This window comes from Brucella sp. BE17, assembly GCF_039545455.1.
Lineage (GTDB): Bacteria > Pseudomonadota > Alphaproteobacteria > Rhizobiales > Rhizobiaceae > Brucella.
In genome coordinates, this window is record NZ_CP154468.1 from 195,756 (window position 1) to 208,901 (window position 13,146).

The window sequence follows — 13,146 nt, forward strand, 5'->3', positions numbered from 1 at the left end:
TGCGACGGCTTTTTATCGCCCTCCGCCCCAGCAAGGCTAGGCTCCGTTTTAACGCGAGCTTTTCAGGAAGGAATATTCCCATGGCAGACCGTCCTATCATGACGACCAGTGCCGGTGCTCCGGTACCGGACAATCAGAATTCCCTGACCGCAGGCGAGCGCGGTCCTCTGCTGTTGCAGGACTATCAGCTCATTGAAAAGCTCAGCCATCAGAACCGCGAGCGTATTCCCGAACGTCCCGTTCATGCCAAGGGGTGGGGTGCATTTGGTACGTTGAGCATTACCGGCGACATTTCCAGATATACCAATGCCAAAGCTTTGCAGCCGGGTGCAAAGACGCCGATGCTGGCGCGCTTTTCAACCGTTGCCGGTGAGCAGGGTGCGGCCGATGCCGAGCGCGATGTGCGCGGCTTTGCCCTGAAATTTTATACCGAAGAGGGCAACTGGGATCTGGTTGGCAACAACACGCCGGTGTTCTTCGTGCGCGATCCGGTCAAGTTCCCCGATTTCATTCATACGCAGAAACGCCATCCGAAAACCAATCTGCGCTCCGCCACCGCCATGTGGGATTTCTGGTCGCTGTCACCTGAAAGCCTGCATCAGGTGACAATCCTGATGTCGGATCGCGGCCTTCCCACTGACGTGCGCCATATCAACGGTTATGGCTCGCACACCTATTCCTTCTGGAACGATGCGGGCGAGCGTTACTGGGTAAAGTTCCATTTCAAGACCTTGCAGGGGCACAAGCACTGGACCAATGATGAGGCGGAACGCGTCATTGGGCGCACGCGCGAATCCACGCAGGAAGACCTCTTCACCTCCATTGAAAACGGCGATTATCCAAAGTGGAAAGTTCAGGTGCAGATCATGCCGGAACTCGATGCCGACAAAACGCCTTATAATCCCTTCGATCTGACAAAAGTTTGGCCCCATGCCGATTATCCGCCCATCGATATCGGCGTCATGGAGTTGAACCGCAACCCGGAAAACTATTTTACCGAAATCGAGAATGCCGCTTTCTCGCCGTCGAATATCGTGCCGGGGATCAGCTATTCACCGGACAAAATGCTGCAGGCACGTATCTTCTCTTATGCGGATGCGCATCGTCATCGCCTTGGCACACATTATGAAACCATCCCGGTCAACCAGCCCAAGTGCCCGGTTCACCACTATCATCGCGATGGTCAGATGAACGTCTATGGCGGCATCAAGACCGGCAACCCGGATGCCTATTACGAGCCGAATTCGTTCAACGGCCCGGTTGAACAACCTGCCGCCAAGGAGCCGCCGCTGCGCATCTCCGGGGACGCTGCACGCTATGACCACCGCATCGGTAATGATGATTATTCGCAACCGCGCGCGCTGTTCAACCTGTTCAACGATGGCGAAAAGCAGCGGCTGTTTTCCAACATCGCCGCTGCCATGACCGGGGTTCCGGGCTTTATCATCGAGCGTCAGCTCGGTCACTTCCGGTTGATTCATCCCGATTATGAAGCCGGCGTAAGAGCCGCGCTCAAAAAAGCGCATGGCTATGAAGCCAATACGATCGCGCTGGAAGAAGAGGCAACGACTGCCGCTGAATGATTGGCGGTGAGCCGATTGTCATGAAAAGCCGGGGCGTTGCTCCGGCTTTTCTGTTTGCTTGGGACGATAAGCCAATTGACGATTGCCTTTTGCCTGCAAGGAAGGCTATGCCGGGAGCATAGTTTAATAAGGAGAAATCATGCGGCTTGGTGGACGCCTGCAGGCGGCAATCGAGGTTCTGGGTGCAATCGATGCGGGCAAGCGCCCGGCTTCCGAAGCACTCAAGGATTGGGGCGCAGCACACCGTTTTGCCGGGGCTGGTGACCGTGCCGTCATCGGTAATATCGTTTATGACGCCTTGCGCCGCAAGCTTTCCATCGCGTGGCGGATGGATGGCGACGATGCCCGTTCGCTCGCCTTTGGTGCGCTTTTGGCTGATGGTGGTATGGATATGGCAACGATTGATGCCATGCTCGATGGCGACAAATTTGCGCCTGCGACGCTGGAAGCCGAACGCCGCTCTGCATGGGAAAACCGTGACATCAACGATGCGCCAGCGCATGTGCGTGCCGATGTGCCGCAATGGTGTGCACAGTCTTTGGAAGCGCTTTTCGGACCGCGCTGGGTCGAGGAGGGCACGGCGCTTGCCGCGCGTCCACCGGTCGATCTGCGCATCAACAGTCTCAAAGCAAAACCCGAGCAGGTTCTTGCCGCGCTGGAAAAGGCTGGAGCCAGACCAGCACCGTTTCTTTCGCAAGCTTTGCGTATTCCCCCCATCGAAGCTTTGGGACGCCATCCCAATGTGCAGGGCGAACAGGCCTTTCTTGACGGCTGGTTTGAGGTGCAGGATCTGGGCTCACAGCTTGCGGCACTCTTTGCCGGAGTAAAACCAGGCGAGCAGGTGCTAGATTATTGCGCGGGTGCTGGCGGCAAGACGCTGGCGCTTGCTGCGATGATGGATAATCGCGGACAGGTCCATGCTTATGATGCCGAGCTCGCGCGCTTGTCACCGATGCATGAACGATTGCAACGCGCGGGTGCGCGCAACACGCAGGTGCATGGAAAACTCGATACACTTGAACCGCTTGTCGGTCGAATGGACGTCGTTTTAACCGACGCGCCCTGCACGGGTTCCGGTACCTGGCGGCGCAGGCCTGACGCCAAATGGCGGCTCAATGAACAGCAATTGGAGCGGCGGGTGCAGGATCAGGCGCAGGTTCTTGATGCCGCGAAACACTATGTACGTCCCGGCGGACGGCTTGCCTATGTCACCTGTTCGCTGTTTGCAGAGGAAAACACCGCGCAGATTGAGCGGTTTCTGAGTGCCAATATGGATTTTTCGGAAGCTTCGCCGAAATCCCTCTGGCAGGCTACCGTGCCCGATAGAGTTTCGGCCACACCGGTCTTTCCCCGACATGGAAGTGTTTTCTCTCCTCTCTCGACCGATACAGATGGATTCTACGTCACCATTTTGCGGCGAAGCTAAAACCATCAGGGGGCTTTTTCAGCGATAGTTATTGAGGGTCGCTTGACGAAGCAGTCGGGCAACGCCTAAGTGATCACGACGGTTTCCCGAAAGGGGATCAAAAGGGAATGCGGTGAAGGCCAATGCCTGATGCCGCAGCTGCCCCCGCAACTGTAGGCGGTTAGTTTTCGTCACATGCCACTGGGCCAGCGGTCCCGGGAAGGCGACGCAAAACAGTGAGCCGCGAGCCAGGAGACCTGCCGTCAGCCGTAGTCATGCGCGTGCACATCGGGCGGGGTTTCCTGATGAAAGACAGGGGATCCATATATTCATGGGGAGACTGTGGTCGCGGTGACGAGCAACGTACCGCTGGACCATGGAATGCCTTATCTGAAATTTTCTGCGCCGATAGCGCCACTCGACTTTGCTTGCCGTTTTCGGCTTCCCTCATCACGATGCCATAAGATTCTTGCCGTGGGCGTCGGGTTTTTCTCGCTCACAGGCAGTGTTGTTTTCGCGCAGTCGCCTTCAACGGGCACGCAACCGGAGGTGGTACTTGATCCCATTGCCATCAGCGGGCAAAAGCGTGGGGCCGGGCCAAACCTCGATGAAGTCTCCAATGCTGGTAGCTGGCTAGGGCTGACCGCGCGCCAGACACCCGCCAGCGTCGAAGTCATCGACGGCGAGACGATCCGCGAGCGCGGGCAGATGGATGTCAATCAGGCAATCGTGCGTAACGGTATTGGCATCAATTTTCTCGGTACACCGGGTAATGGCGGCACAGCCCTAAGCATGCGCGGCTTTTCCGGCCAAGGTTCGGTGACGCGGCTTTATGACGGCGTAAAACTTTATCCCGGTTCCGGCACCATCACCTTTCCATTCGATAGCTGGGCGGTCGAGCGGATCGAGGTTCTGCATGGACCTGCTTCGGTTCTTTATGGCGAAGGTTCCATTGGCGGGGCGATCAACGTCGTACCGAAGAAGCCGCTCACGCAAGGTCGTCGCAACGAAATGCGTACCATGATAGGCACCGATGGCCAGAAGGGCATAGCATTTGGCAGCGCCGGGCCCATCGATGACCGTTTTGCCTATAATATCGATGTCAGCGCCAAGGGATCGGATGGATGGATGGAGCGTGGGGATGCGTCGAGTTTCGCCATTTCCGGTGGGCTTCGCTGGCAGGCGACCGATGAACTGGCTTTGACGCTTTCACATGATCATGGGCTGAACAAACCGTCCGCTTATTTCGGCACGCCCCTGGTCAATGGGCGGCTGGACAAGCGCTTTCGCGATGAAAACTATAATGTGCTCGATTCCCGCGTGCGCTTTCATGACCATATCACGCAGCTCAAAGCAGAGTGGACGCCGGATGAAAACATCTCGGTTCGTTCCACGACCTATTATCTGTTCAGTGATCGCGACTGGCGCAATGCCGAAAGCTATCTCTACCGCCCGGAAACGAACGACATCCTTCGGGATAGCTATATCGCGATCAACCACCATCAGGAGCAGGTCGGACACCGGACGGATGTGAAATTCAAACATAACCTCGGGGGCATGGAAAACGAGACCGTCATTGGTTTCGACGTCAACCGTATCCGCTTTAGGAACAGCAATAATTCCCCCTATAGGGGCGGGGAATCCGTGGTTGATCCGATCAATTTCGATCCGGGGTTTTTCATCGGTACCGACCCGTTTCGCACCACTCTCGACAGCAAGACATGGCAATATTCGCTCTTTGCCGACAATAATCTCAAGCTCAACGAGCAATGGTCGATCGTTGCGGGGCTTCGTTATGACGATCCCCGCCTGAGGCGCACAAATCCCGAGACGGGAAGCAGCTTTTCACGCAATCTTGACAGTTTCAACTGGCGTGTTGGGGCGGTCTACACGCCATTGCCAGATATTGCCTTTTACGCGCAATATTCACAAGCCTCCGAGCCGATCAGCAATATCCTGTCACTTTCGGATGCGCAGCGCGATTATTCCCTGCCGCGCGGCGAGCAATATGAGGCGGGCGTCAAGTTCAGCTTTCTTGACGGGCGGGCGGATGCAACGCTTTCCGCCTATCATATAGTCAAAAAGGATGTGCTGGCACGTGACCCCGATGACCGCACCATCGTGCGCCAGATCGGGCAGCAATCCTCGAAAGGCATTGAAGCATCGCTCGGTATCGATCTTGACTATGGTTGGCGCGTGGAAGCCAATGGCACGATTCTGAAAGCGCAATTTGATGATTATTTGCAAGCCGGTGGTGATTTCTCCGGCAATACGCCTCCCAATGTGCCGGAGCAGGCGGCCAATCTCTTTGCAAGCTGGAGCTTCCTTGAGAATTGGATGGCCTATGGCGGGCTGCATTATGTCGGCAAGACCTATGTCAATGATGCCAACACGGTGACACGGCCTTCCTATGTGACGGTCGATGCGGGGCTGCAATGGCGACCCACCGACAAGGCGACATTCGAACTCAATGTTTATAACCTGTTCGATGAGGTCTATGCGACGTCCGGCGGCAGCACGCAGTGGTATCTGGCGCCACCGCGCACGGCAACCCTCTCTGCTCGGTTCAAGTTCTAGGGAAACTGATGACGCCGTTCGGCCTTCATATCAGGAATGTGACTTGGGGGCCTTCGGCTGACCGTCGCATCATTGAGGATATAAGCTTCGACGTCGCGCCGCGATCCGTGACGGTGATCGTCGGCGCAAACGGTGCGGGAAAATCCAGTCTGCTGCGCTGTATCTACCGGCTGTACCGACCGTCTGGCGGGCAAACTCTGCTCGACGGCAGCGATATCTGGAAAATGACGCCGCGTGATGTTGCACGCAAGATTGCAACGGTGCTTCAGGAAACAATGCCGGACTTTCCCTTCACGGTGCGTGAAGTCGTTGCCATGGGGCGCATGCCGCACAGGCGTGGTCTGTTCGGGTTGCCCTCGGGCGAGGGAGAAATCGTCGAGACCATGCTGGAGCGTCTCGATCTCTTGGCTCTGGCCGAAAAACCTTTTGCGGTTGTTTCGGGCGGTGAAAGGCAGCGCACGCTTATCGCGCGTGCTCTGGTGCAGGAGCCGGGGCTTCTGGTTCTGGATGAGCCGACCAACCATCTCGATATCCGGCACCAGCTTGAAATTCTCGAAGCCCTGCGCGGTCTCGACATCACGATCGTCATGACGCTGCATGACCTGACGCTTGCCGCAGCACTCGCCGACCAGGTCATTGTCATGCATGAAGGCCATGTGATCGCCAGAGGCGAGCCTGCCGATGTCCTGATTCCGGCTGTTATCCGTCGCGCCTTTGATGTCGAGGCTACAGTAAGCAAATTTGAAAGCGAAATACGCTTCGCTTTCCGTCTGCCACAGGAGCGCGCGTCATGAAACGTGTCGTCGTCTTTTCTCTGCTTCTTGTCGCTATTTTCGTGAAGGAAGCGACAGCCTTTCCCGTAACCGTCGAAAGCTGTGGCCGTAAAGTAACCATCGAGAAAGCGCCTGCACATGCGGCTTCTTATGGCTCCAATCTCACCGAGATCATGCTGGCACTTGGTCTAGAGGGCCATATGGCTGGCTTTATCGGTCAGGGCGACAGGCTCAAGGCATCGTCTTTCAGAGATTTTCCGGCGATCGCCGACCTGCCCGAATTGCAGCGCAGCTATCCTTCGCTGGAACTTTTTCTTGAAAAGGAGATCGATTTCTATTTCGCCGGATGGAGCTATGGCATGCGGGTCGGCGGTGAGGTTACGCCCGACACACTTTCAGCCTATGGTATTCCTGTCTATGAGCTTTCGGAATCCTGTGTGCGGCTTGGTAGGGAAGTTCATCCGACATTCGACTACCTCTATGGCGATCTGGAGAACCTGGCCACGATCTTCGGCGTTCCCGAGCGCGCCTCTGCTCTCGTGTCCGACTATCGCAAGCGTATTGCCAAGGTCGAAGAAGATGTCCGCGGCAAACAACAACCGAGTGTTTTCATCTATGATTCCGGTGAACGCGTCGCCATCAGTGCAGGCGGCTATTCCATGCCGCAGGCGATCATCGATGCGGCGGGCGGCAGCAATATTTTTTCCGATGTCGCTTCAAACTGGATCAGGATCGATTGGGAAACCATGGTGGACCGCAATCCGTCAGCAATCGTCATCGTCGACTATGGCGAAGTCACCGCCGATGAGAAGATCGCTTTCCTCAAAAGCATGCCCGCTTTCGCCAATGTCGATGCAGTCCGCAACGAACGCTTTCTCGTGCTGGGCTATGACGACCTGACGCCGGGCCCGCGCAATGTTTCGGCTGCCGAACGGGTGGCGGAGTTTTTGCATGGCAAATGAAACCACAGGCGGTACCCTTGTGCACAAACGCGGCCAGGCGAGACTACCCCTGCGCTCCCGGCAGGGGCTTATGCTCTTTTGCGGTTGCGGGCTAATCGTCCTGGCGCTGACCCTGTCGGTAAGCCTTGGTTCGGCACGCATTCCCTTTTCGACCATCTGGTCGATTGCCTTGCACAGGCTTGCGCCGGACATGATTGAACCCTTCTGGTCGACCGGGCGCGAAAATATCGTTTTGAGCCTGCGCTTTCCGCGTGCGCTTCTGGCGGCAATCGTCGGGGCGGGGCTCGGCATGGCAGGAGCTGCCATGCAGGGCATCACCCGCAATCCGCTCGCCGATCCGCACCTTCTTGGGGTATCGGCTGGCGCCGCACTTGGTGCCAATGTGGCGATCCTGTTGGTCGGCAACGTTCTGGGACCAATAACGGTGCCATTCTTTGCCTTTGCGGGCGCGCTCCTGGCGACGCTGTTGATCCTTGCAGCTGCGGGTATGACGCGCGCCACCGACCGGACGCAGCTTGTGCTTGCCGGTGTGGCAATCTCCTTCATTATTTCCGCCGCTGCCAATCTTGTCATTTTATTCGCCGATCCGCGCGCGGTGGCAAATGTTGTCTTCTGGATGCTGGGCGGTTTCGGGTTGGCGCAATGGAGCAATCTTGCAATGCCGTTTGTAGCATTTCTGATTGCCGGGTTGATCTTCATGATCAATGCAAGGGCGCTTAACGCGCTCGCAATGGGCGATGAAAGTGCGACGACACTTGGCATTCGCGTGACGCGCCTTCGTTTCACGCTTTTGATTACCAGCGCTTTCGTGACCGGCGTGCTGGTGGCTTTTTCCGGCATGATCGGGTTTGTTGGCCTGATGATGCCGCATATTGCGCGGTTTCTGATTGGCGGCGATAACCGTCTTGTCCTGCCTGCGAGTGCAATGCTCGGGGCGTTGTTTCTTGTTCTTGCCGACACTATTGCCCGCACGTTGCTCGCGCCCAACGATATTCCGGTCGGTATCATTACCGGTTTTATCGGTGGTCTGTTTTTTCTCGCGATGCTGGTTCGCCGCCGCTGACGCTCTACGTCCTGTGGCGGCTGCGCCAGAGGTGCGCCGCTTTATCGTGAAAGGCGGGATAACTGTCATTATCGGCCATAGCGGACGTCATCATCGCCATGGCTGCCGATGCGATCACGGTGTTTTCAGCCCGCTTGTCCACGGTCGTACCCAGCCACACCGCATGCCAATGTTCAAAGGAGCTGAGACTTGCATGCTTGTCACCGTTTTCCTTCGACAGCATCGGCAGGAACAACTCGCTCGATTGACCATGCATATGGCGGTAGATGATATGATTGTGCTGCGGGGTCAATTCCGCGACATCACGGCTGGTCGATACAACTGAAATGGAATGCATATCGAGAAGTATGCCTGCGTCACGGTGAAGATCGCGGTATGCGGGCTGTGAAACGCCGAGGAACGAGGCATTGAGGTTTAGCGGGTTGAGAAGATGCACGACGCTGTTCATTGATGAACGTGACTCGAAAAGCGGATAGAGCGATAGCAAGGCATTTACCTGCGGCGCAAAACTGGCCAAGGGCATGAAGCAAACGCCTTTGTCCCTTAGCGCATCGGATGCAGTATCGTGCGACAGCGTAACTGGTATGTCCAATACTTCGGCTGCCAGTTCGAGTTTCCCGGCAAGGTTCCCATTGCCGCAGTACCCGTGCAGGACAACAGGATAGCCAGCACGCGCCACAAGCTTTGCTGCTTGCATGAACCATGGTGATTGTGTCGAGTTTGGTGAAATATAGGCTGGCCAGTCGAGTGCTGGTGATGCAATCCTTTTGTCCACGGCATAAAGACCGCGCGCTGCACGCACCATGCCCGCAAGTTCGGGCGCGGTTTCGCCGCGATAATGGATAAGGCGCAAAAGAGCACTGATCTGCATCGGGTCGGCCTTGCCGGTCAGGATTGTCGTTAACGCGTCCTCTGCCTCGCGCAATTCGAGCGGGCGGGTATGGCCTTCCTTGCGTCCCACCACGGCAATATATTTAGCGAGCCTCCGCGTTGGATCGTTTTCGCTCCAGATATCGGCAAACTGCACCGCCAGCTGTTCCGGGGTGGGATGGTTTTCGAGATCTATGATCTTGCGAATGCTAAGGGGCGGTGGCGTTACAATGGAGCTGTGTGACCAGCCTTCGTGTCCCGAGCAGTTCACATCACCAGTCGGTTCCATGTCTGCTGCCATCAGTGCATCGGCTTCATTTGCCAGTCGTCGGAGGCGTCCGCGCAAGGCTTCCGCCTTGGGCGTTGCCACCATCCGGCGTCCCGAGCGCACAAGGATTGGATCGTTGAACTTTTCGCGAATCTGGCCAAGCATCCTGCTCATGGCAGCCGTGCTCAATCCCATCTGTCTGGCTGCACCGCCTACACTTCCTTCCACAAGAAGTGAATCCAGCGCGATCAGCAGACGTAGCTGGCCAAGCCGCAGGTTTTCTCCCTCGGCCTTGCCTTCCGCTCCGCTATTTTTAGGGCCGCTGCCATTCATGCCAAGGCCGTTCCTTGTTTGCGTTTTTTGAAACTTAGAAACCTTATAAAAGATGATCATTGACGTCACCTTATTGCCATACATAAGGAGACCTAAGAACTCAACTTTAAACGGTGGCTAAAATGACGAGCTTGTTTCGGGAATTAGGGGCTGACGGTTTGGAAAACAGGCAAAAGGGCGGTGCATCGCTTTTTCTCAAAACGGTCCTTGCTGGAACCTGTCTTTCCACGGCGATTATCGTGAGTGCAGGTTCCGCTTTTGCGCAAGCTGCGAACAATGCCGCCAATAACGCCGTGACCGGGAGTACCGCCACTCAAGAGGGTATAGCGGTTGATGGAGGCGTCACGCTCAAGCAGATCGTGGTAAGTGCGACTGGCTTTGAACAGAACATCACCGATGCTCCTGCCAGCATCTCGGTTGTTCCCGGCGAGGAGCTGGAAAAAGGTGCCTATCGCGATCTTACCGATGCGCTGAAAGACGTGCAGGGTGTTGCCGTGACGGGAGCTTCGGGTGAGAAGGATATCTTCATTCGTGGGCTTCCCGGTTCCTATACGCTGCTTCTTGTAGATGGCAAGCGACAGAGCACCCGTGATGCGCGCACCAACGGCAATTCTGGTTTTGAACAGAGCTTTCTGCCGCCCGCAAATGCCATAGAGCGGATCGAAGTTATCCGTGGGCCTATGTCCTCGCTCTACGGTTCGGATGCGATGGGCGGCGTCATCAACGTCATCACCAAGAAAGTATCGGACAAGTGGGGCGGCTCGTTCACGATTGATGGAACGCTACAGCAGCATTCCAAGTTCGGCAATTCGCTGCAAGGCTCCTATTATATTACGGGGCCGATCGTGCCCAACCTGGTTGGCGTTCAGCTTTGGGGGCGCGGCCTCAAGCGTGCGGAAGACAAGATCATCGAAGGAACGCCGGAACAGCAGGACGTCGACATTACCGGGCGTATCAATTGGACCCCGAACGAGGATCACGATGTCATGCTCGAACTGGGCAAGACCCGACTTCGGCGCGATACGACTGTGGGAAAGACTATCGGTGCGTCGGGCCGTAACCCGGTCGATGCTTATAATTATAACGACCGCGATCATTGGTCGATCAGCCATACCGGCCGCTGGGGGCCGACGACTTCGGACTTCTCCTTCATGCAGGAATGGGCCGAGCGGACCACGTTTAACTGGGATAACAAAGCAGGAGATTACGTCGAGAATCTGCGTTCGCCTCATGTGCGCAATTCGGTTCTTGATGGCAAGTTTACCACACCGTTTGAGTTTTACGGCAACCACACGCTCGTGACGGGCGGTCAGTTTACCGACACGGTTCTGACCGATCAGAATCCCGGTCGACGCACTGGGCTCGACGAGAAATTCAGCGTGCGCCAATGGGCGCTTTTTGCCGAAGACGAATGGTGGATTACACCAGATTTTTCGCTGACCGGCGGTCTGCGTATGGACGATCATGAGATTTATGGCTCTCATTTCAGCCCGCGCGGCTATGCCGTATGGCACGCAACCGAACAACTCACCTTGAAGGGCGGTATTTCGACAGGTTTCAAGGCACCTGAAATACGCACTATCGCGCCGGGCTACGCCTATACGACGGGTGGTGCGGGCTGCTCCTACGGGCCGGATGGCACCTGTGGCGTCATTATCGGCGATCCTGACCTCCAGCCTGAAAAGAGCACGAGTTACGAAGCAAGCGTTCTCTGGGACAATCAGTCGGGCCTGCGCCTCGGCGCGACATATTTCTATACCGACTTCAAGGACAAGATTTCCAACGCACTCGTGCTGGATGCGAACGGCAATCCCCAGCGCTGGAGCGAGGATCCCAATTATCGTTTGTGGTACGCTTTCAACATTGATGATGCGGTCATGCAGGGCGTGGAACTGACTTTCAACTGGGAAGCGACCGACACGATAACACTACGCGGTAACTACACCTACACGGATTCCGAACAGAAGACGGGAGATTTTGCCGGTCTTCCGCTCGCACGGACGCCAAAACACATGGCGAGCCTGCGCGGTGACTGGGAAACGCCTGTCGAGGGTCTCAATGCATGGGCCGGCGCCAATTATCATGGTGAGGAAACCAATGCCGGTGCGCGCATTGGTTCGTCGGGTGAAGCAATCTATCGTGATGGCAAGGTGGTGGCGCGCAAGTACAAGCCATACGCAACCTTCGATCTGGGTGGCTCCTATGACTTCAGCGAAAATGTCACCCTGAACGCGGCCGTTTACAACGTCTTCGACAAGAAGGTTGATGTCGATGATTTCAATACCGTTGTCGATGGCCGTCGCCTCTGGGTGAGCATGACTTCACGCTTCTAATCCCCCGATCTGGTGCCGGCTTTGATGCCGGTGCCATCTGCTTGACTGGTATGTTTGGTGAAAGCTTTGAAAAATCTGAAGAAAAAGGCGCTTTTGATGCTTGGAAGCCTTTTCCTTTTGCCTGCCGCGCAGGCAGCAGAACCCACCACGGCATTTTTCGAGATGAAAGCCAATGGCATTTCCTACCGCATATTTACCGCAACGCCCACAGAAGCGGCGCCCGAGAACGGTTATCCCGTCATCTATATGGTTGATGGCAACCGCATGTTGCCGATGGCGTCAAAACTGATGGCAGAGAATGCGAAACTGAAAGCAGTTGTTGTCGGCATCGGATATCCGACGCAAGACAAGGATGAAATCGTCAAGCTGCGCTACTTCGATTTCACGCCACCGACCCCGCAGGAAGCGATAGCCGGACGATCCAGCGATGTGAAAACGGGCGGGCGCGACGCTTTCTTCGATTTTATCGAAAACCAGGTAAAGCCCGAAATCGAAAAGCGTTTTCATATCGATACATCGAAGCAGGCGTTGTTCGGTCATTCGCTGGGCGGCCTGTTTACGCTCTACGCAATGTTCAATCACACCGACCGGTTCCAGACCTATGCGGCCGCCGACCCATCCATCTGGTGGAACGAACGTTCGATCCTGAAAGACAAAGACCGTTTCGTTAAGGCCTTCACAGCGAGCCCGCAGCCGATCCGGCTGTTGGTCGAAGCTTCAGGTAAGCGCATCCGGCATCCGGGGCAAACCGCGAAGGATGTCGAGCGCATACGCAAATTGCGCGGAGGACCTTCGGGCAAGGATGTTTATGACGAGCTTTCTAAACTACCACAAATGGACGCAGCTTTTCATCGTTTTGACGATGAAAACCACGGCTCGATGATACCCCTTAGTGTCAGCGACAGCCTGAATTTCATTCTGCTTGGCCAGAACCCGCAAAAGAATTGAAATAGCAAATTACAGGATCAGGAAAAGGAAC

General features: G+C 56.0%; 9 protein-coding genes and 1 riboswitch. Of the genes, 8 read left to right on the top strand and 1 reads right to left on the bottom strand.

The genetic code is table 11. From position 1 onward, the window contains the following. Positions 1 to 80: 80 nt before the first annotated feature. From katA to AAIB41_RS12400, 6 genes are all read left to right on the top strand, one after another. Complete coding sequence (katA, locus tag AAIB41_RS12375; protein ID WP_343315593.1) at positions 81 to 1,583, top strand: catalase KatA; 1,503 nt, start codon at positions 81 to 83, stop codon at positions 1,581 to 1,583. A 139-nt stretch (positions 1,584 to 1,722) separates the two neighbouring features. Continuing rightward, entirely contained in the window at positions 1,723 to 3,009 is a 1,287-nt protein-coding gene (locus AAIB41_RS12380) for an RsmB/NOP family class I SAM-dependent RNA methyltransferase (RefSeq protein WP_343315594.1), read from the top strand. A 62-nt stretch (positions 3,010 to 3,071) separates the two neighbouring features. Further along, positions 3,072 to 3,268, top strand: a riboswitch (cobalamin riboswitch). A gap of 101 nt (positions 3,269 to 3,369) precedes the next feature. Next, positions 3,370 to 5,565 (top strand): TonB-dependent receptor, encoded by a 2,196-nt coding sequence (locus AAIB41_RS12385; protein WP_343315595.1) that lies wholly within the window; start codon positions 3,370 to 3,372, stop codon positions 5,563 to 5,565. An 8-nt stretch (positions 5,566 to 5,573) separates the two neighbouring features. Beyond that, on the top strand, positions 5,574 to 6,359 hold the full coding sequence (locus tag AAIB41_RS12390) for an ABC transporter ATP-binding protein (protein WP_343315596.1): 786 nt from the start codon (positions 5,574 to 5,576) through the stop codon (positions 6,357 to 6,359). Next, complete coding sequence (locus tag AAIB41_RS12395; protein WP_343315597.1) at positions 6,356 to 7,300, top strand: ABC transporter substrate-binding protein; 945 nt, start codon at positions 6,356 to 6,358, stop codon at positions 7,298 to 7,300. The genes AAIB41_RS12390 and AAIB41_RS12395 overlap by 4 nt, the downstream gene beginning before the upstream one ends. Further along, positions 7,290 to 8,363, top strand: a complete 1,074-nt coding sequence (locus AAIB41_RS12400; protein ID WP_343315598.1) for an iron ABC transporter permease — start codon at positions 7,290 to 7,292, stop codon at positions 8,361 to 8,363. The genes AAIB41_RS12395 and AAIB41_RS12400 overlap by 11 nt, the downstream gene beginning before the upstream one ends. Positions 8,364 to 8,367: 4 nt before the next feature. Here AAIB41_RS12400 and AAIB41_RS12405 read toward each other — a convergent pair whose 3' ends face one another. After that, positions 8,368 to 9,834, bottom strand: coding sequence for a glycosyl transferase family protein (locus AAIB41_RS12405; protein WP_343315599.1), 1,467 nt, complete (start codon positions 9,832 to 9,834; stop codon positions 8,368 to 8,370). 122 nt (positions 9,835 to 9,956) lie between these two features. Between AAIB41_RS12405 and AAIB41_RS12410 the strand changes: the two genes are divergently transcribed. Both AAIB41_RS12410 and AAIB41_RS12415 read left to right on the top strand, forming a co-directional pair. Continuing rightward, on the top strand, positions 9,957 to 12,167 hold the full coding sequence (locus AAIB41_RS12410; RefSeq protein ID WP_343315600.1) for a TonB-dependent receptor: 2,211 nt from the start codon (positions 9,957 to 9,959) through the stop codon (positions 12,165 to 12,167). A gap of 57 nt (positions 12,168 to 12,224) precedes the next feature. Continuing rightward, a complete protein-coding gene (locus AAIB41_RS12415) occupies positions 12,225 to 13,115 on the top strand; it encodes an alpha/beta hydrolase-fold protein (RefSeq protein WP_343315601.1) in 891 nt (296 codons plus the stop codon). Positions 13,116 to 13,146: the final 31 nt, after the last annotated feature.

What these genes read in the sequence shown, in the direction of transcription:
- katA (WP_343315593.1), top strand. Translation starts at nt 81, where the DNA reads ATGGCAGACCGTCCTATCATGACGACCAGTGCCGGTGCTCCGGTACCG.
- AAIB41_RS12380 (WP_343315594.1), top strand. Translation starts at nt 1,723, where the DNA reads ATGCGGCTTGGTGGACGCCTGCAGGCGGCAATCGAGGTTCTGGGTGCA.
- AAIB41_RS12385 (WP_343315595.1), top strand. Translation starts at nt 3,370, where the DNA reads ATGCCTTATCTGAAATTTTCTGCGCCGATAGCGCCACTCGACTTTGCT.
- AAIB41_RS12390 (WP_343315596.1), top strand. Translation starts at nt 5,574, where the DNA reads ATGACGCCGTTCGGCCTTCATATCAGGAATGTGACTTGGGGGCCTTCG.
- AAIB41_RS12395 (WP_343315597.1), top strand. Translation starts at nt 6,356, where the DNA reads ATGAAACGTGTCGTCGTCTTTTCTCTGCTTCTTGTCGCTATTTTCGTG.
- AAIB41_RS12400 (WP_343315598.1), top strand. Translation starts at nt 7,290, where the DNA reads ATGGCAAATGAAACCACAGGCGGTACCCTTGTGCACAAACGCGGCCAG.
- AAIB41_RS12405 (WP_343315599.1), bottom strand. Translation starts at nt 9,834, where the DNA reads ATGAATGGCAGCGGCCCTAAAAATAGCGGAGCGGAAGGCAAGGCCGAG.
- AAIB41_RS12410 (WP_343315600.1), top strand. Translation starts at nt 9,957, where the DNA reads ATGACGAGCTTGTTTCGGGAATTAGGGGCTGACGGTTTGGAAAACAGG.